This is a genomic window from Streptomyces sp. NBC_01454 (genome assembly GCF_036227565.1).
Lineage (GTDB): Bacteria > Actinomycetota > Actinomycetes > Streptomycetales > Streptomycetaceae > Streptomyces.
In genome coordinates this window covers 1249422-1267344 of sequence record NZ_CP109460.1, presented here as the reverse complement: position 1 = coordinate 1267344, position 17923 = coordinate 1249422, and the positions used below count along the sequence as shown (strand labels likewise).

14 protein-coding genes and 1 tRNA gene are annotated in these 17923 nt (G+C 73.6%); 10 read left to right on the top strand and 5 right to left on the bottom strand.

Annotation, left to right across the window (positions count from 1 at the left end):
• Window positions 1–98 precede the first annotated feature (98 nt).
• On the bottom strand, window positions 99–1136 hold the full coding sequence (locus tag OIU81_RS05425; protein WP_329144378.1) for an FAD-dependent oxidoreductase: 1038 nt from the start codon (window positions 1134–1136) through the stop codon (window positions 99–101).
• A gap of 240 nt (window positions 1137–1376) precedes the next feature.
• On the opposite strand from OIU81_RS05425, the gene OIU81_RS05420 reads away from it, so the two are divergent.
• Complete coding sequence (locus tag OIU81_RS05420) at window positions 1377–3380, top strand: FUSC family protein (protein WP_329144376.1); 2004 nt, start codon at window positions 1377–1379, stop codon at window positions 3378–3380.
• A gap of 176 nt (window positions 3381–3556) precedes the next feature.
• On the opposite strand, the gene OIU81_RS05415 is transcribed toward OIU81_RS05420, so the two are convergent.
• Together OIU81_RS05415 and OIU81_RS05410 are read right to left on the bottom strand one after the other, a co-directional pair.
• Window positions 3557–6004 (bottom strand): Tex family protein, encoded by a 2448-nt coding sequence (locus OIU81_RS05415; RefSeq protein WP_329144374.1) that lies wholly within the window; start codon window positions 6002–6004, stop codon window positions 3557–3559.
• A gap of 275 nt (window positions 6005–6279) precedes the next feature.
• The gene (locus OIU81_RS05410; protein WP_329144372.1) at window positions 6280–7149 is read right to left on the bottom strand and encodes an SCO6745 family protein; all 870 of its coding nucleotides are present in this window, start codon (window positions 7147–7149) and stop codon (window positions 6280–6282) included.
• Window positions 7150–7292: 143 nt separating this feature from the next.
• Here OIU81_RS05410 and OIU81_RS05405 point away from each other — a divergent pair, with 143 nt between their 5' ends.
• Window positions 7293–8264: a GlxA family transcriptional regulator gene (locus tag OIU81_RS05405; RefSeq protein WP_329144370.1), complete on the top strand. Its 972-nt coding sequence runs from the start codon at window positions 7293–7295 to the stop codon at window positions 8262–8264.
• Between the two features lie 60 nt (window positions 8265–8324).
• Window positions 8325–8969, top strand: coding sequence for a DJ-1/PfpI family protein (locus OIU81_RS05400; protein ID WP_329144368.1), 645 nt, complete (start codon window positions 8325–8327; stop codon window positions 8967–8969).
• 36 nt (window positions 8970–9005) lie between these two features.
• Here OIU81_RS05400 and OIU81_RS05395 read toward each other — a convergent pair whose 3' ends face one another.
• On the bottom strand, window positions 9006–9776 hold the full coding sequence (locus OIU81_RS05395; protein ID WP_329144366.1) for an enoyl-CoA hydratase/isomerase family protein: 771 nt from the start codon (window positions 9774–9776) through the stop codon (window positions 9006–9008).
• 55 nt (window positions 9777–9831) lie between these two features.
• Here OIU81_RS05395 and OIU81_RS05390 point away from each other — a divergent pair, with 55 nt between their 5' ends.
• From OIU81_RS05390 to OIU81_RS05380, 3 genes are all read left to right on the top strand, one after another.
• The gene (locus OIU81_RS05390; protein WP_329144364.1) at window positions 9832–11487 is read left to right on the top strand and encodes an ABC-F family ATP-binding cassette domain-containing protein; all 1656 of its coding nucleotides are present in this window, start codon (window positions 9832–9834) and stop codon (window positions 11485–11487) included.
• Between the two features lie 86 nt (window positions 11488–11573).
• Window positions 11574–11647: transfer RNA gene (locus tag OIU81_RS05385), tRNA-Met, on the top strand.
• 244 nt (window positions 11648–11891) lie between these two features.
• Window positions 11892–12383, top strand: coding sequence for an ATP-binding protein (locus OIU81_RS05380; protein WP_329144362.1), 492 nt, complete (start codon window positions 11892–11894; stop codon window positions 12381–12383).
• Here the strand turns inward: OIU81_RS05380 and idi are convergent.
• Window positions 12358–12969, bottom strand: a complete 612-nt coding sequence (idi, locus tag OIU81_RS05375; RefSeq protein ID WP_329144360.1) for an isopentenyl-diphosphate Delta-isomerase — start codon at window positions 12967–12969, stop codon at window positions 12358–12360. The two genes, OIU81_RS05380 and idi, sit on opposite strands and share 26 nt — an antisense overlap.
• Window positions 12970–13527: 558 nt before the next feature.
• On the opposite strand from idi, the gene OIU81_RS05370 reads away from it, so the two are divergent.
• Genes OIU81_RS05370 through OIU81_RS05355 form a run of 4 tightly spaced genes read left to right on the top strand, consistent with a single transcriptional unit; the run spans window position 13528 to window position 17921 of the window.
• Window positions 13528–15381, top strand: coding sequence for a DUF5941 domain-containing protein (locus tag OIU81_RS05370; protein WP_329154903.1), 1854 nt, complete (start codon window positions 13528–13530; stop codon window positions 15379–15381).
• Window positions 15378–16115: a phosphocholine cytidylyltransferase family protein gene (locus tag OIU81_RS05365; RefSeq protein ID WP_329144358.1), complete on the top strand. Its 738-nt coding sequence runs from the start codon at window positions 15378–15380 to the stop codon at window positions 16113–16115. Before OIU81_RS05370 ends, OIU81_RS05365 begins: the two co-directional genes overlap by 4 nt.
• Complete coding sequence (locus OIU81_RS05360) at window positions 16103–17164, top strand: iron-containing alcohol dehydrogenase family protein (RefSeq protein ID WP_329144356.1); 1062 nt, start codon at window positions 16103–16105, stop codon at window positions 17162–17164. The genes OIU81_RS05365 and OIU81_RS05360 overlap by 13 nt, the downstream gene beginning before the upstream one ends.
• The gene (locus tag OIU81_RS05355) at window positions 17142–17921 is read left to right on the top strand and encodes a CDP-alcohol phosphatidyltransferase family protein (protein ID WP_329144355.1); all 780 of its coding nucleotides are present in this window, start codon (window positions 17142–17144) and stop codon (window positions 17919–17921) included. Before OIU81_RS05360 ends, OIU81_RS05355 begins: the two co-directional genes overlap by 23 nt.
• The last annotated feature ends 2 nt before the right edge of the window (window positions 17922–17923 follow it).

The following is a 17923-nucleotide window of genomic DNA, read 5'->3' as shown; positions in this document are numbered from 1 at the left end:
ACAGGCGGATGGATGCACGCGCGGAGCGGCAAATATGTTCGTGTCCGGATGCCGGACGGCGTGCTGAGGTGGGGCGGCCCCGTCAGGGAGCGCTTCGACTAGCAGCGGTCGCCCTCCCGGATCTCCCGTACGGTCCGCAGGACTTCGTCCGCGCAGCCCCATGCCACGGTCACGCCCGCACCGCCGTGCCCGTAGTTGTGGACGCACACCGCGCCGCCGGCCAGCCGCTCGGCCTCCAGCCGCACCGCGGGGCGGGCCGGCCGCAGGCCCACCTTGTGCTCCAGGACCCGGGCCCGCGCCAGCTCGGGGAAGTACCGGGCGCACCGTGCCACGATGGCCCGGGCCACCGCCGGATCGGGCTCCCTCGACCAGGCGTGCTCCACGGCCGTACCGCCGAGGACCAGGCCGTACGGCTGCGGCAGCAGATAGGTCGTGTCCGCCGCACCGGTGTCGGCGCGGACGTACCACTCCTCGATACCGGGGTTCTCCACGACCACCAACTGGCCCTGGACCGGATGGACGTCCGGGTCGGGTACCAGGTCACGGGCGCCGAGTCCCGAGCAGTTCACGAGCAGGCCCGCGGCCCGGCCGGCCTCTTCCAGGGAGGTGACCGTGCGCTGCTCCACGGTCCCGCCGGCGGCCGTCAGCCGCCCTTCCAGGTACCGGAGATGGGCCGGCATGTCGACGAGAGGGGTCCGGGCCCGCCACCCGGAGGCGCACCCGGCGAGGAGCTCCTCCGGGTGCGCCCGCCGCAGCCCCGGGACCGCCTCGTACCAGGAGGCCAGGCCGTCCTCGACGCCGTCGTCCGGCTCCTGCGGGGTGTGGTCCTCGCGCACCGCGTCGGGCTCCGTGCCCACCGCCATCGTGCCGGTCACCATCCGGGCGCCCGTCTCCTGCGGCCGCCGGGCGAGTGCGGCGAGCGCCTGGAAGGACCGTACCGACCACCGCACCGCCCGCTCGTACGGCTGGATGCGGTAGGGCCAGCACAGCCCGCCGGCCACCGCGGACGTCGTCCCGCCGGCCGCGTCACGGCGCACCACCCGTACCCGGAGCCCGTCCTCCGCCAGCGCGATCGCCGAGGTCAGCCCGATCACGCCGCCGCCGATCACCCATATGTCGTCCGTCCTGATCGTCATGGGGCGACGCTAACCCGTGCGGCCCGGGAAGCCGAGGGCCGGAAAGGGGGCGGAAGGAGAGCGGCGGACCGGTGCGGCCGTCTTCCCGCCGCCCGCTTGTGATCTTGCGGTAACCCCGCAGCCGCGAGGCGGACAATCCCGGCGCTTAGGCTGGGAGCACCACCGTCGGCCGATGTCGCCCTTCGGATCCCGCCGGACCGGCCCCACGCGCCGTCCGGACGTCGTCGTCTGAGGAGGCCCATGCTCCGCGCGCAGCGCGCCGTGCCCGCCTGGCTGGCCCACCCCTTCCGCTGGCAGCGGCTGCCCGTGCCCTGGGCGGCCGTGGCCCGTGGTGCGCTGTGTGCGGGACCGCTGCTGGGCGCGGGTATCGCGACCGGCCACCCGGCGCCCGGCGTGCTGGCCGGGCTCGGCTCGATGCTGGCGGGGGTCAACGACCGCCCCGGTACGCGGCGCACCGGCATCGTCCACATCGGTCTGCCGGCCCTCGCCTCGGCGCTCGGCATGCTGATCGGCGCCTCTTTGCAGGCGGCCGGTGCGGGCTGGTGGATCGTTCCGGCGCTGTTCGCCGTCGCCTTCGTCTCGGGCGCGGGCAGCGTGGCCGGACCGGTGCGCTCCAACGCCGGGATGCAGATGCTGGCCACCACTGTGCTCGGCGCCGGGATGCCGCTGCCCGGCGCGCCCTGGACGAAGGCCCTCTATGTCCTCGCCGGCTGTCTGTGGCTGCTCCTGCTGCGGCTGGCACTGCGCTCGCCGCGTCCCGCCGGCGGGGCGCTCAGCGGTGAGCGGGCGGCCGTCGCCACGGTCTTCGACGCGCTCGCCGGCGCCCTGGGCGCGGTCGGCGGGCCCGGTGCCGAGCCCGCACGGCGCCGGCTGACCGCGGCCCTGGACCGCGCCGACGAGGCGCTGCGGCTGCGCCGGCTCACCAGCCGGCTGCTGCATCGTCCGGCCCGTACGGAAGAACTCCTGCTCACCGAGCGGTTCGCCGCGGCCACCGCGCTGTGCGAGGCGAGCGTCGCGCTGTTGTGGGAGGCCCGTCCGCTGCCGTCCCGGGTGGCGGAGAGCCCCCGCCGGTTCGCCGACGCACTGCGCACGGGACGCTCCCCGGGACGGGTGGCCGCCCCGGAGACCAGTACGGCCGCCCGCGGCGCCTTCGACCGGGCGCTGCTGGACGCCGCGGTCGCCTTCGCCCGCCCGGAGCCGCTGCCCGGTACGGAGCCGGTCCCGGCGCCGCGGAGCCGTCCCGGCCGGGTGCGGATGCCGTTGGCCGTGGCCGGCCGCGCGCTGGCGGCCGTCGGTGGCCGCACCCGGCGCGGCCGCAGCCTGTTCGGACCCGCCGGCCGCGACTACGGGCTGCGGGTCGCCGTCTGCATCGCCGCGAGCGCCGCCGTGGCCCTGATGCTCCGCGCCGACCACTGGTACTGGCTCCCGGCGACCGCCACCTTCCTCGTCAAGCCGGACCTGGGGCCGCTCTTCTCCCGTACCGTCAACCGCTTCGCCGGGACCGTCGCCGGTGTGCTGGTCTTCGCCGGGGCGGGGCTGCTGTTGACCGGCACCTGGTGGCCGGCGCTGGTGGCCGGCGCTGGCGGTGCGCTGCTGCCGTTCGCCACCCGCCACTTCGCGCTGCAGACCGTCGCGATCACCCTCATGGTGCTGTCGTTCGTGACCGTGAGCGGTGATCCCCAGGCCGCCGCCGAGCGGATCGTCGACACCTCCATCGCCTGCGGGATCGTCCTCGTCGTCGGGCATCTGCCGCACCTCGCCGATCCACGGCGACGGGTCGGCCAGCGGGTGACCGCGGCGCTGCGGGCCGCCGAGCACTTCCTCCGGCACGTCCTGGAGGCCGAGCCGGGCGCGGACCCCACCGCGCGGCTGGCGCTGCGCCGCGCCGCCTACCGGGCGCTGGCCGAGGCCAGGGCCGCGGCCGAGACCGCCGCGGCCGAACTCCTCGCCGCCCGCGACCGCAACCCCGACTGGCTGACCGTCGTCACCGCGGCCGAACGCATCGTGGACGCCGCGACCGCCTGTGCGGTACGCCTCGATCACGGCGCGCACCGCCCGGACACGGCCGAGGCCGAGCGCCTGTGCCGGGCGCTGTCGGCGATGGCGGACGCCCTGGAGGACCCGCGCCGTCCGTCCGGCGCCGGCCTGCCGGGCTCCGCGCTGCGGCCGGTCCCGGACTGCGCCACGCTCACCGATGTGGCGGCGGAGCTGGAGCGCATCCGCGGGTACGCGGGCGCCGGCTGAGCAAAGTTGAGCCGCGGCGGGGCGACCGGCCGGGCCGCGGCTTCGGAGTGCGGCTCCCGCCGGCACAACTCCGCAGCGGCCGAAGCCTGCTGGGCCGGCGCGTCGTCATCCGGCCGCGGTGACCGGGCGCGGCAGCGGCGGGAGCCCGTCCCGCCGCTGCCGGCCGCCGGCGAGCCTCAGCGGCCGCCCCGCTCCTTGCCCAGGAGCCCGGCCCGCCGCAGGGCGTCCGCCATCGCGTCGTTGGCGGGCGCGGCGTCACGGCCGCCCCGGCGGTCACCCCCGCGCCGGCCGTCGCCGCCCTGCCGCTGCCGCGGGGCACCGCCCCGGCCGCCCTCCCGGCCGCCGTCCCGCGGTCCGCGGCCGCCGCCCGTGCCGCCGCCGCGGCGCTCGCCGCCGCCCGCCGCCTGGCCGCCCTTGCCGTGCTCGTCCTCCAGCCGCAGCGTCAGCGAGATCCGCTTGCGCGGAATGTCGACATCGAGCACCTTGACCCGCACGATGTCGCCCGGCTTCACCACGTCCCGCGGGTCCTTGACGAAGGTCTTCGACATCGCCGAGACATGGACCAGACCGTCCTGGTGGACGCCCACGTCCACGAACGCCCCGAAGGCGGCGACATTGGTCACCACGCCCTCCAGGATCATCCCCGGCTGCAGATCGCCGATCTTCTCCACGCCCTCCTTGAAGGCCGCGGTCTTGAAGACCGGGCGCGGGTCGCGACCCGGCTTCTCCAGCTCCTGGAGAATGTCGCTGACCGTCGGCAGGCCGAAGGAGTCGTCGACGAAGTCGGCGGCCTTCAGGGCGCGCAGCACCGAGGCGTTGCCGATCAGCGAGCCGACCTCGGTGCCCGCCGACTTCACCATCCGCCGCACCACCGGGTACGCCTCCGGGTGCACGCTGGAGGCGTCCAGCGGGTCGTCACCGCCCCGGATCCGCAGGAAGCCCGCGCACTGCTCGTACGCCTTCGGACCGAGCCGCGCCACGTCCTTGAGGGCCTTGCGGGAGCGGAACGGGCCGTTGCTGTCCCGGTGTGTGACGATGTTCTCGGCGAGCCCGGAGCCGATGCCCGACACCCTCGACAACAGCGGCGCGGACGCGGTGTTGACGTCCACCCCGACGCCGTTCACACAGTCCTCGACGACCGCGTCGAGCGAGCGCGACAGCTTCACCTCGGACAGGTCGTGCTGGTACTGGCCCACCCCGATCGACTTCGGGTCGATCTTGACCAGCTCGGCCAGCGGGTCCTGGAGGCGCCGGGCGATGGACACCGCGCCGCGCAGCGAGACATCCAGCTCGGGCAGCTCCTGGGAGGCGAACGCGGAGGCGGAGTACACCGAGGCACCGGCCTCGGACACCATCACCTTCGTCAGCTTCAGCTCCGGCTGGGCGGCGATCAGATCGGCCGCCAGCTTGTCGGTCTCGCGCGAGGCGGTGCCGTTGCCGATCGCGATCAGCTCGACGTTGTGCGCACGGGCCAGCTTCGCGAGCGTGGCCAGCGAGGCGTCCCACTTCTGCTGCGGGACATGGGGGTAGATGGTCTCCGTGGCGGCCACCTTGCCGGTCGCGTCCACCACCGCGACCTTCACGCCCGTACGGAAACCGGGGTCCAGGCCCATCGTGGCGCGCGTCCCGGCGGGCGCCGCCAGCAGCAGATCACGCAGGTTCGACGCGAAGACCCGCACCGCCTCGTCCTCGGCGGCCTGCCGCAGCCGCAGCCGCAGATCGATCCCGAGGTGCACCTGGACGCGGGTGCGCCAGGCCCAACGGACGGTGTCCTTGAGCCACTTGTCCGCCGGGCGGCCGCGGTCGGCGATACCGAAGCGGTGCGCGATGGACTGCTCGTAGGAGCTCGGGCCCTCCGTGACCGCAGACGGGTCCTCCGGGTCCAGGGTGAGGTCGAGGACCTCCTCCTTCTCGCCGCGGAACATCGCCAGCACCCGGTGCGAGGGCAGTGCGGTGAACGGCTCGGCGAAGTCGAAGTAGTCGGCGAACTTCGCGCCGGCCTCCTCCTTGCCCGCGCGCACCTTCGCCGCGACCTGCCCGCGCGACCACATCCGCTCGCGCAGCTCACCGATCAGATCCGCGTCCTCGCCGAACCGCTCGGTCAGGATGGCCCGCGCGCCCTCCAGGGCGGCGGCCGCATCGGCGACGCCCTTGTCTGCGTCCACGAACGCCGCGGCGGCCGCGGCCGGCTCCGCCGACGGATCGGCCAGCAGCCCGTCGGCGAGCGGCTCCAGGCCCGCCTCCCGGGCGATCTGCGCCTTGGTGCGCCGCTTGGGCTTGAACGGGAGGTAGATGTCCTCCAGGCGCGCCTTGGAATCGGCGCCGCGGATCTGCGCCTCCAGGGCGGCGTCCAGCTTGCCCTGGGACCGTACGGACTCCAGGATCGCGGTCCGCCGCTCCTCCAGCTCCCGCAGATAACGCAGCCGTTCCTCGAGCGCGCGCAGCTGCGCGTCGTCGAGCGTCTCGGTGGCTTCCTTGCGGTAGCGCGCGATGAACGGGACGGTCGAGCCGCCGTCGAGCAGTTCGACCGCGGCCTTCACCTGCCGCTCCTTGACGCCGAGCTCCCCGGCGATCCTCGCTTCGATGGACCCGAGGGCCCCGATGGGCTCAGTGGATGCCGTCACGTTGATCCTGACCTGCCTTCCAGCGCTTGCATGAGCCTGCATTGTGCCGGGTGGCGGGCCGCACTGTCGTGCCGCCCAGCCGACGGGGAGTGTCCGCGAGGTTTCCCGGCCACCCGCAGGCCCGCGGGCACTTCGTGTCCGTTCCCCGGCGCCGGGGGTGTGCGTGCGGCCGCGCACACCCCCGCCCGGAAAGCCGGATTCGCCACCTCCGAGGGGCCGTTGCTCCCGGGAGCGGTTCCCGGACCGCCCGCCGGATCACCGCCCCGGCTGCCGGCTCACTTGCCGAACAGCGTGGCCGGGAACGCCCCGGCCTCCATGACGGCGGTGGTGAATCCGGTGGCGAGCTCGGTGAGCCGGGCCACGCCCTCGGCGCCCAGGTGCGCGTACGGCGCCCGGTCCAGCCGGTCCGTCGCCTGCTCCAGGTCCTTGCGCAGCTGCACCCCGGCCTCGGTCAACTCGCCCTCGGCATCCAGCAGCCCGCGGCCGCGCAGCCGCTCCTGTGCGGCGCTCCAGTCCTCCTCCGACCAGCCACGGGTCGCCATGACGCCCTGGTAGCTCATCCCGCGGCCGCTGGCGGTGTGCGTGACCAGCGCCTCCAGGCCGTCGAGTCCGGCGTCCAGCAGCGCGGACAGATGGCCGTCGCCGCGGTGTTCGCGCAGCAGCGTGGCGGCGTGCCAGTAGGCCAGGTGCGGGGCGTCGGGCACCGGCAGGTCGGCGTGCGCGGCGTACAGCGGCCGGGCCCGGCGGGAGCAGCCCTCGGTGGCGCGCAGCGCCAGCTCCGCGGCCTCGGCCATCTCCGGGGAGGCGACGGCCTCCGGGCCGAGCAGCCGGCGCAGCGTGGCGTCCGCGGCGCGCAGCCGCGCGTCCAGCACCGCCTGCGGCGTGGTGACCGTCCAGACGTGCGGGACGTGCGCGGCGACGAGCTCGTGCTTGAAGTTGTAGAAGGTCGCCGTGATGGTGCCGGGGCCCACCGCGCCCATGGCCGCGCCACGACAGGCGAAGTAGCCGGCGCTGCGGTTCTCGATGCCGGCCTTCGCCAGCTCCGCGGCGAGCTCCGGCGCGAAGTAGTGCGTGGAGTGGAAGGGGTTGATGACGTGGTGGCAGGTACGGCCGGCCTGCTCGGGCAGTGCGCTGGAAGTGGTCATGGAGGCAGGCTACCGACCGGTGGGTATGGAGCAAGCGCCAGGGGACCGGAACCGGCCGCACCCTCCGCTTTTGGCCCGCCGGTGGCAGGAAAGGTGGGAAACCCGTCATTGCTGCCGTCCGCCGCGGTGCCGAGGATGGAGACATGGAACAGCGCGAGGTACTCGTGGTCCTTTTCGACGGTGTGCAGGCACTCGACGTCTGCGGACCGGTCGAGGTCTTCCACGGGGCGTCCCGGGGGGAGCCGGCCGCCTACCGGATCCGCACCGCCGCACTCGACGGCGCCCCGGTCCGCACCACCAGCGGGCTCACGCTCGTCCCCGACCTCACGCTCGCCGAGGCCGGGGTACCGCACACCCTGCTGGTGCCCGGTGGCCAGGGCACCCGCGCCCCCGACCCCCGGCTGATCGACTGGCTGCGCGACAACGCCCACCGCGCCCGGCGGAAGGTCTCGGTGTGCAGCGGAGCGCTGCTGCTGGCGGAGGCCGGGCTGCTGGACGGCCGCCGCGCGACCACCCACTGGATGCTCTGCGACACCCTCGCCCGCCGGTACCCCGCCGTGCACGTCGAACCGGAGCCGATCTACGTGCGGGACGGCGATGTGGCCACCTCCGCGGGCGTGACGGCCGGCATCGACCTCGCGCTGGCCCTGGTGGAGGAGGACCTCGGCCGGGACATCGCGCTGACCGTCGCCCGGCACCTGGTCGTCTTCCTGCGCCGGCCGGGTAACCAGACCCAGTTCAGCGCCCAGCTCGCCGTCCAGCTCGCCGAGCGGCGGCCGCTGCGCGACCTCCAGCAGTGGATCACCGAGCACCCGGCGGCGGATCTGTCCGTCGATGCCCTCGCGGACCGTGCGGGCCTGTCCCCACGGCACTTCGCCCGGGCCTTCCGCGACGAGGTCGGCATGCCGCCGGGGCGCTATGTCGACCGGGTCCGGCTGGAGGCTGCCCGCCGGCGCCTGGAGGACACCGCCGACGGCATTGCGCAGGTCTCGCGCCACTGCGGCTACGGCACCCCCGAGGCCATGCGCCGCGCCTTCCTCCGCGCCCTGGACACCTCCCCGGCCGAATACCGCCGCCGCTTCCGGCCGGCCGCGCCGCCCGTGCCCGCAGCCTGAACCACACCGGCCACCGGGACCTCACCGGGCCGGCACCACCCCTACCGACAGGAACCCGCCATGCAGCTCGCGATCCTCCTCTTCGACCGGTTCACCACCCTGGACGCCGTCGGCCCCTACGAAACCCTCAGCCGGCTGCCCGGGGCCGAGGCGGTCTTCGTCGGCGAACGCACCGGCCCCTACCGCAACGAGACCGGCTCGCTGGGGCTGGTCGCCGATGCCGCGCTGGACGAGGTCACCGCACCGGACATCCTCGTCGTGCCCGGCGGACCGGGGCAGACCGCGCAGATGGCCAACGGCCCGCTGCACGAGTGGATCCGTGCCGTGGACGCCACCACCGCCTGGACCACCTCGGTGTGCACCGGCTCGCTCATCCTCGGCGCCGCGGGCCTGCTCAGGGGGCGGCGGGCCACCTCGCACTGGCTCGCGCTGGACCAGCTCCCGGCGCTGGGCGCCGAGCCGACCGGGGAGCGGGTGGTCTTCGACGGCAAGTACGTCACGGCGGCCGGCGTCTCCTCCGGCATCGACATGGGGCTGACGCTGGCGGGCCGGATCGCCGGGGACGGCACGGCCCAGATGATCCAGCTCGGCATCGAGTACGACCCGCAGCCGCCGTACGACGCGGGCTCCCCGGACAAGGCCCCGGCCGAGGTCACCGCGGCGCTGCGGGAGCGCAGCCGGTTCCTGCTGGCGGGGGAGCGGTGAGGGGCCGGCACCCGGCGCCCGCGCGCCCCGGCCCGCTCAGCCCGCGGGCCAGGTGAAGCGCGGCGCCCTGCGCTCCAGGAAGGCGGCGGCCCCCTCCACGGTGTCGCCGCTCGCCCGGGCCTGCGCCGCCCAGTGGGAGCCCCGTTCCTCGGCCTCGGCCGGCGGCACGTCCCAGGTGCCGTTGGCCAGCTCCTTCGCCGCGGTCTGCGTCAGCAGCGACCGGCTCGCCAGGACGGCCGAGAACTCCGTCACCCGCTTTCCCAGCTCGCCCTCGGCCAGCACCTCGTCCACCAGGCCGGTGCGCAGCGCCCGCGCACAGTCGATCAGCTCCCCGGAGAAGAGCAGGTACTTGGCGGTGGAGAGTCCGACCAGCCGGACCAGCCGCCGGGTGGCGGACGCCGGATAGACCACCGCCAGCTTGGCCGGCGTCACCCCGAACAGCGCGCCCTCCTCCGCGAAGCGCAGATCGCAGGCGGCCGCCAACTGGGCGCCGCCGCCCACGCAGTAGCCGCGTATCGCCGCCAGCGTCGGACCGGGGAACGCCGCCAGCGCCTCCTCCGCCGCCACCGCCAGGCCCTGCGACTCACCGGCCGCCTCCCGCAGCGCCCCGATGTCCGCCCCCGCGCAGAACGTCCCGCCCTCCCCGGTCAGCACCAGCGACCGTACGGACCCGTCGCCCGCCAGCCGCTCCAGCAGCGGCGGCAGATCCCGCCACATCTGCACCGTCATGGCATTCCGCTTGCCGGTGTTGCTGATCGTGACGGTCGCGGTGCCGTCGCTGACATGCGTTTTCAGGCCGGGTTCCATGCCCCGGATAGTAGAGCGCCCGCCGCGGGCCCGGCCGGATAACATCGGCGGCCTGATGTCAGCCACTCTCGTCGCCAAAGACCTCGCCGCCGGCCACGGCGAGCGCGTCCTGTTCTCCGGTCTCGACCTGGTCATCGCCCCCGGCGATGTGGTCGGCCTCGTCGGCGCCAACGGCGCGGGCAAGTCCACCCTGCTGCGCCTGCTGGCCGGCCTGGACACCCCGGAGGACGGCAAGCTCGCGCTCAGCCCGCCCGCCGCCACCGTCGGCCACCTCCCGCAGGAACCCGACCGCCGCCCCGGGGAGACCGTACGGGCCTTCCTCGCCCGGCGTACGGGCGTGGCCGCCGCCCAGCTCGCCCTGGACACCGCCACCGAGGCGCTCGTCGAGGAGCGGCCCGGTGCGGACGACGCCTATGCCACGGCGCTGGAGCGCTGGCTCGCGCTGGGCGCCGCCGACCTCGACGAGCGCGCCGCGGAGACCGCCGCCCAGCTCGGCCTCTCCGTCGGCCTCGACCAGCCGATGACCACGCTCTCCGGCGGCCAGGCCGCCCGCGCCTCCCTGGCCTCACTCCTGCTCTCCCGCTACGACATCTTCCTGCTGGACGAGCCCACCAACGATCTCGATCTGGACGGCCTGCACCGACTGGAGTCCTTCGTCACCGGGCTGCGCGCCGGCACCGTCCTGGTCAGCCACGACCGCGAGTTCCTGACCCGTACGGTCAGCCGCGTCGTCGAACTCGACCTCGCCCAGCAGCAGGTCAACACCTACGGCGGTGGCTACGCCTCCTATCTGGAGGAGCGCGAGCGGGCCCGGCGCCACGCCCGCGAGCAGTACGACGAGTACGCCGACACCAGGTCCGCCCTGGAGACCCGGGCGCACACCCAGCGCAACTGGATGGAGAAGGGCGTTAAGAACGCCCGCCGCAAGGCCCCCGACAACGACAAGGTCGGCCGCAACGCCCGGGTCGAGGCCACCGAGAAGCAGGCCGCGAAGGCCAAGCAGACCCAGCGCATGATCGAGCGGCTGGAGGTCGTCGAGGAGCCGCGCAAGGAGTGGGAGCTGCGGATGGAGATCGCCGCCGCGCCGCGGGCCGGCGCGGTGGTGGCCACCCTCCGCGGCGCCGGGGTGCGGCGCGGCACCTTCCGCTTCGGCCCGGTGGACCTCCAGATCGACTGGGCGGACCGGGTCGCCATCACCGGCCCCAACGGCGCGGGCAAGTCCACCCTGCTCGCCGCCCTCCTCGGCCGGCTGCCGCTGGACGAGGGGCATGCCGCGCTGGGCCCCGGGGTCGTGGTCGGCGAGGTCGACCAGGCGCGCGGCCAGCTCTTCGGCGACGGCGGGGGCCAGGAGCCGCTGATGGAGGCCTTCCGGGTCCATGTCCCGGAGCTGTCGCCGGCCGATGTCCGCACCCTGCTCGCCAAGTTCGGGCTGAAGGCGGCGCATGTCCAGCGCCCGGCCCGCACCCTCTCACCGGGCGAGCGGACCCGCGCCGCGCTCGCGCTCCTCCAGGGCCGCGGGGTCAACCTCCTCGTCCTCGACGAGCCGACCAACCACCTCGATCTGCCGGCCATCGAACAACTGGAGTCGGCTCTCGCCACGTACCCCGGCACCCTGCTGCTGGTCACCCACGACCGACGGATGCTCCAAGCGGTGCACACCACCCGCCGGATCGAGGTCGACGCCGGACGGATCACCGACCGGCCGGTGTGAGCGCGGCGGGACCAGGCGCCCGCGGGACCCGCGCGGATTATCGATTTGGCCCACCGGCCACCGACCCGTAGGGTGGTGTGCACCGACGCGGGGTGGAGCAGCTCGGTAGCTCGCTGGGCTCATAACCCAGAGGTCGCAGGTTCAAATCCTGTCCCCGCTACTGCACAGATACAGCCGGTCCGGTGCTCAGGCACCGGACCGGCTGTGCTGTAGGGCCGGACGGTCCACGGACGGGCCGGCGGGGCGATGCTTCGCGGCAGTCCGCGAGCGAGGCACGAGAGGGACAGGACCGGTCGCCGGGCCCGCCGAAACGCTCGGATGTGGCCAAAAGGCGTCGATAGACGCCGACTTGTGGTCAGCAGCCCGGTCCGGACCAGCGCATTCCCAACACTCTTCCTGTGAGGATGCCTTCCGGACCCCCCGCAGAACCCCCCGAAGAGCTGACCTCCCCGCTCGCGTACGAAGGTGTCTGGCGGTTCACCGCCCCGGCACTGGATGCCTCGGTGCCGCAGGCACGGCACGCGGTCCGGGATCTGCTCGCCGAACAGCGCGTGCCCGTGGCCGCCGAGATCATGGACGGCCTGCTGCTCATCGTCTCCGAACTCGTCACCAACGCCGTCCGGCACGCCGCCCTGCTCTCGCCCCAGATCGCCGTACAGCTCACCATCGGCCCGAACTGGCTGCAGATCGCGGTCGAGGACAGCCACCCCTACCGCCCCAAGGCTCTCGAGGCGGATCAGGGTGACGTCGGCGGACGCGGCCTGTGGCTGGTCAAGTCGCTCACCGCGGAGGCGGGCGGCAAATGCGGTGTGGAGCTCACGGCGAACGGCGGCAAGGCCATCTGGGCCGAGCTTCCGCTCGCCCCGTTCGCTACCAGCCCGCCGCGTGTCCGGTGAGTTCGCGCACCGCCGGGCGCGCCGCATCCAGCACGGTCATGAACCACGCGGAGAACGGCGCCTCGGCATGCCGGTCGGCCAGTTCCTGGGGCGTCACGAACGCGATCTCGCCGATCTCCTCCGGGTCGGGCGCCGGTTCGGCCCGCACCAGCCCGACGAACAGGTGGTTGTACTCCTGCTCCACGAGGCCGGAGGCCGGATCGGGGTGGTTGTAGCGCACCGTGCCCGCCTCGGCCAGCAGGGAGGGGGCCAGGCCCAGTTCCTCGGCCGTGCGGCGCGCCGCGGCCGCGAAGGGCGCCTCACCGGGATACGGGTGACCGCAGCAGGTGTTGGACCACACACCGGGGGAGTGGTACTTCCCCAGGGCCCGGCGCTGGAGCAGCAGTCGGCCCTTCTCGTCGAAGAGAAAGACCGAAAACGCGCGGTGCAGCTGCCCGGGAGGCTGATGGGCGGCGAGCTTCTCAGCGGTGCCGATCGTCGTACCGTCCTCGTCGACCAGCTCCAGCATGATCGGTTCGGCGGCGCCGCCCGGTGTGCTCACCGCCGGGTCCCCGGCGGTCTGTCCGTTGGCAGGTGTGATCGGCATGCCCATCCTTGTCGTCGGTCTTCGACGCCAAGTCTGCCCTAGCCAGGTCCGCATCAGCGGCACAGCGGGTGCGCGGCGCCACATGCCAGCGCGCCGGACCGGGAGTGCGCCCGCCGTGAGAGGGGCCACATCGGCCGCCCCGTGCGGTGCCCCCGGCGCCGAGATCGCGGCCGCCCGGTCGGTGGCAGCGGCGCGCGGCCACCGCCCGCCGGATGCGGGATGGCGCGCACCACACCTGCCCCGGCACAACCCGCCCGCCTCGTGACCAGCCCTCTCATAAGGGGCACCGGGGCGGCCACCGGGGGCGCAGCGCAGTTGTTCATGCGCCGCCCGATCCACCATGATGATCGCGGCAGGCGCAGCCGTCGGTCACTCGATCGTGCGGTGAATGCGCGGTGAACGGCCGCATCCGGCGATCCGATAACCTCTGCCGACGTGCCACCCCACCCCTCCGGGGGCGAGGTGTGCCACGCCCGCTGCCCGGGTAGCTCGTGTCGAATGCGGAATCGACTGCGGACCGCCCGTGCTGCCTTGTCAGCTTCCAAGGAGTGAGTTCGTCTGTCGACCGCCATCCTCACCGGTCCGCCGGTCGCCGGGTCGCCGCTCGAAGCCGACCTGCGCACGCTGGGTTTTGACGTCCGCACGGCGAACGATCCCGCTGCCGCCGGCGAGCTGATCGCCGCGGTGCCCGCACAGGAGCGGGTCGCCGTCGTCGACCCCCGTTTCGTCGGCCATCTGCACGCCCTGCGGCTGGCGCTGACCGACCCCCGCTTCCCGGCCGCGGCCGTGCCGGGCGCGCTCACCGTGCAGCCCGGGGCCCGCGGCGCGCTGGCCCGGGCCGTCGGCCGGATCCCGGTCGGCGCCGGCACCGCCCACCTCACGGACGTCCTCACCGACACCCTCACCGAGGCCCTCGACCGCGACGGCGCCGGCCTGCACCGCGTCGAGCTGGGCAGCCTGGTCGCCACCGTCGCGCTCACCCCCGCCCGGCGCGAGGAGGCGCGGGAAGCCGTCGCCGCCGTCGACGACGAGGCGGTCCGGCTGCGCACCGCCGTGAAGTCCCGCGACGGGTTCTTCACCACCCACTGCATCAGCCCGTACTCCCGCTACCTCGCCCGCTGGTGCGCCCGGCGCGGGCTCACCCCCAACCAGGTCACCACCGCGTCCCTGCTCACCGCGCTGATCGCGGCCGGCTGCGCGGCCACCGGAACCCGCGGCGGCTTCGTCGCCGCCGGCCTGCTGCTGCTCTTCTCCTTCGTCCTGGACTGCACCGACGGGCAGCTCGCCCGCTACTCCCTGCAGTACTCGACGATGGGTGCCTGGCTGGACGCCACCTTCGACCGGGCCAAGGAGTACGCGTACTACGCGGGCCTGGCCCTGGGGGCATCGGCCGCGAGCGGCAGTGGGGGAGGGGACGACGTCTGGGCGCTGGCGCTCGGCGCGATGGTGCTGCAGACCTGCCGCCATGTCGTCGACTTCTCCTTCAACGAGGCGAATCACGATGCAACGGGTGCGAGCGCCAATACGAGCCCGACCGCGGCGCTCTCCGACAAGCTCGACAGCGTCGGCTGGACGGTCTGGGTGCGGCGCATGATCGTGCTGCCGATCGGCGAGCGCTGGGCCATGATCGCGGTGCTCACCGCCCTCACCACCCCGCGCATCGTCTTCTACGCCCTGCTCATCGGCTGTGCGCTGGCCGCCTGCTACACCACGGCGGGCCGGGTGCTGCGCTCGCTGACCCTCCCCCGGCTAACGCCGGGGGGACCCCCAGCCCGGCGCACCGACCGCGCCGCCCGGGCGCTGGCCGACCTCGCCGACTCCGGACCACTGGCCGAGCTGATCGCCGCCGGGGCCCGCGGCCGCGGCCGCACCGGTTCCTTCCTGGCCCCCGTCATGGCATTTCTCTCAGCCGCCGTGCTGCTGGTCTGGGTGCTCTTCCAGGACGACCCCACGTCCTGGCTCACCGTCGGTGTCGCCGTCTGCTCCGCACTGCTGGCCGGTGCGGCGGTGTCCCGCCCGCTCAAGGGCGCCCTCGACTGGCTGGTGCCGCCCTTCTTCCGGGCCGGCGAATACGTCACGATCCTGGTGCTGGCCGCCCGCTCGGACGTCCCCGGGGCGCTGCCCGCGGCGTACGGGCTGGTCGCGGCGGTCGCCTACCATCACTACGACACCGTCTACCGCATCCGCGGTGGCACCGGGGCCCCGCCGCGGTGGCTGGTCCGGGCAACCGGCGGGCACGAGGGACGCGTCCTTGTGGTCACCGTCCTCGCGGCCGCGCTGTCCCCTGAAGGTTTCACAATCGCGCTCACGGCCCTTGCCGTGGTCCTGGCGCTGCTGGTGCTCGTCGAGAGCATCCGTTTCTGGGTGTCCTCCCAAGCACCCGCCGTACACGATGAAGGAGAACCCGCATGATCGGCCTCGTGCTGGCTGCCGGCGCCGGACGGCGTCTGCGCCCCTACACCGACACCCTGCCCAAGGCTCTGGTGCCGGTCGATGGGGACACGACCATCCTCGACCTGACCCTCGGCAACTTCGCCGAGATCGGCCTGACCGAGGTCGCCATCATCGTCGGCTACCGCAAGGAAGCCGTCTACGAGCGCAAGGCCGCCCTGGAGCAGAAGTACGGCCTCAAGCTCACCCTCATCGACAACGACAAGGCCGAGGAGTGGAACAACGCCTACTCCCTGTGGTGCGGCCGTGACTCCCTCAAGCACACCGTGATCCTCGCCAACGGCGACACCGTGCACCCGGTCTCCGTCGAGAAGACCCTGCTCGCCGCCCGCGGCAACGGCCAGAAGATCATCCTCGCCCTCGACACGGTCAAGCAGCTGGCCGACGAGGAGATGAAGGTCGTCGTGGACCCCGCCAAGGGCGTCCAGAAGATCACCAAGCTGATGGACCCGGCCGAGGCGACCGGCGAGTACATCGGTGTCACCCTCATCGAGGGCGAGGCCGCCGACGAGCTGGCCGACGCCCTGAAGACCACCTTCGAGCGGGACCCCGACCTCTACTACGAGGACGGCTACCAGGAGCTCGTCAACCGCGGCTTCAAGGTGGACGTGGCGCCGATCGGCGACATCAAGTGGGTCGAGATCGACAACCACGACGACCTGGCGAAGGGCCGTGACATCGCATGCCAGTACTGACCCGCCTCATTCCGTCCCCGGTCGTCGTCGACATCAACGCCGGCGCCCTGGACGACCTGGCGGGCCTGCTGGCCGATCAGCGCATCTCCGCGTCCGGCAAGCTCGCCATCGCGATCAGCGGCGGCTCGGGGGCCCGGCTGCGGGAGCGGCTGTCGCCCGCGCTGCCGGGCGCCGAGTGGTACGAGGTCGACGGCGGCACCCTGGACGACGCGATCAAGCTTGCCGACGCCATGAAGAAGGGGCACTACGACGCCGTCGTGGGCCTGGGCGGCGGCAAGATCATCGACTGTGCCAAGTTCGCCGCGGCGCGCATCGGCCTGCCGCTGGTCGCCGTCGCGACGAACCTGTCGCACGACGGCCTGTGCTCGCCGGTCGCCACCCTCGACAACGACGCCGGCCGCGGCTCCTACGGGGTGCCGAACCCGATCGCCGTGGTGATCGACCTCGACATCATCCGTGAGGCCCCGGTCCGGTTCGTCCGCTCCGGTATCGGCGACGCGATCTCCAACATCTCCGCGGTCGCGGACTGGGAGCTCGCCCACCGCGAGACCGGCGAGGACCTCGACGGACTGGCCGCCGCCATGGCCCGCCAGGCCGGCGAGGCCGTGCTGCGTCACCCCGGAGGTGTCGGCGACGACAAGTTCCTCCAGGTGCTGGCCGAGGGCCTGGTCCTGACCGGCATCTCGATGTCGGTCGCGGGCGACAGCCGTCCGGCCTCCGGCGCCTGCCACGAGATCAACCACGCCTTCGACCTCCTCTTCCCCAAGCGCGCCGCGAGCCACGGCGAGCAGTGCGGCCTGGGCGCCGCGTTCGCCACGCATCTGCGCGGGGACAAGGAGACCCGTGACCTGATGGTCCAGGTGCTGCGCCGGCACGGCCTGCCGGTCACGCCGGGTGAGATCGGCTTCACCGACGAGGAATTCGTCCAGGTCGTCGAGTACGCACCCAAGACCCGCCCCGGGCGCTACACCATCCTGGAGCACCTCGACCTGTCCACCGACCAGATCAGGGACGCTTACGCCGACTATGCAGAAGCCATCGGTAGCTGAGCTCCGCCCGGTCGTTCACCCTCCGGGGGTGAAGGACCGGCGGAGCGGCGAGCACTGGGCCGGCCGGCTCTACATGCGCGAGCTCTCGCTGCGCATCGACCGCCACCTGGTGAACACGCGGATCACGCCCAACCAGCTGACCTACGTGATGACCGTCGCCGGCGTCCTCGCCGCTCCGGCCCTTCTGGTGCCGGGGATCGCGGGGGCACTGCTCGGCGTGCTGATGGTCCAGCTCTATCTGCTGCTCGACTGCGTCGACGGCGAGGTCGCCCGCTGGAAGAAGCAGTTCTCCCTGGGCGGGGTGTACCTGGACCGGGTCGGCGCCTACCTGTGCGACGCCGCGGTGCTGGTCGGCTTCGGCCTGCGCGCTGCCGACCTGTGGGGCGCGGGGCGGGTCGACTGGCTGTGGGCCTTCCTCGGCACGCTCGCCGCGCTCGGCGCCATCCTGATCAAGGCCGAGACCGACCTCGTCGGTGTCGCCCGTCACCAGGGCGGTCTGCCGCCGGTCAAGGAGACGGCGTCCGAGCCGCGCTCGTCCGGCATGGCGCTGGCCCGCAAGGCGGCCGCGGCGCTGAAGTTCCACCGCCTTGTCCTCGGGGTCGAGGCCTCCCTGCTGATCCTGGTCCTGGCGGTCCTGGACACGGTCCGGGGCGACCTGTTCTTCTCCCGGCTCGGTGTCGCCGTGCTGGCCGGCATCGCGCTCCTGCAGACGCTGCTGCACCTGGTGTCCATCCTGGCGTCGAGCAGGCTGAAGTGAGG

What these genes read in the sequence shown, in the direction of transcription:
- OIU81_RS05380 (WP_329144362.1), top strand. Translation starts at nt 11,892, where the DNA reads ATGCCTTCCGGACCCCCCGCAGAACCCCCCGAAGAGCTGACCTCCCCG.
- OIU81_RS05355 (WP_329144355.1), top strand. Translation starts at nt 17,142, where the DNA reads ATGCAGAAGCCATCGGTAGCTGAGCTCCGCCCGGTCGTTCACCCTCCG.
- OIU81_RS05410 (WP_329144372.1), bottom strand. Translation starts at nt 7,149, where the DNA reads ATGACCACTTCCAGCGCACTGCCCGAGCAGGCCGGCCGTACCTGCCAC.
- idi (WP_329144360.1), bottom strand. Translation starts at nt 12,969, where the DNA reads ATGCCGATCACACCTGCCAACGGACAGACCGCCGGGGACCCGGCGGTG.
- OIU81_RS05395 (WP_329144366.1), bottom strand. Translation starts at nt 9,776, where the DNA reads ATGGAACCCGGCCTGAAAACGCATGTCAGCGACGGCACCGCGACCGTC.
- OIU81_RS05425 (WP_329144378.1), bottom strand. Translation starts at nt 1,136, where the DNA reads ATGACGATCAGGACGGACGACATATGGGTGATCGGCGGCGGCGTGATC.
- OIU81_RS05390 (WP_329144364.1), top strand. Translation starts at nt 9,832, where the DNA reads ATGTCAGCCACTCTCGTCGCCAAAGACCTCGCCGCCGGCCACGGCGAG.
- OIU81_RS05420 (WP_329144376.1), top strand. Translation starts at nt 1,377, where the DNA reads ATGCTCCGCGCGCAGCGCGCCGTGCCCGCCTGGCTGGCCCACCCCTTC.
- OIU81_RS05405 (WP_329144370.1), top strand. Translation starts at nt 7,293, where the DNA reads ATGGAACAGCGCGAGGTACTCGTGGTCCTTTTCGACGGTGTGCAGGCA.
- OIU81_RS05360 (WP_329144356.1), top strand. Translation starts at nt 16,103, where the DNA reads ATGCCAGTACTGACCCGCCTCATTCCGTCCCCGGTCGTCGTCGACATC.
- OIU81_RS05365 (WP_329144358.1), top strand. Translation starts at nt 15,378, where the DNA reads ATGATCGGCCTCGTGCTGGCTGCCGGCGCCGGACGGCGTCTGCGCCCC.
- OIU81_RS05400 (WP_329144368.1), top strand. Translation starts at nt 8,325, where the DNA reads ATGCAGCTCGCGATCCTCCTCTTCGACCGGTTCACCACCCTGGACGCC.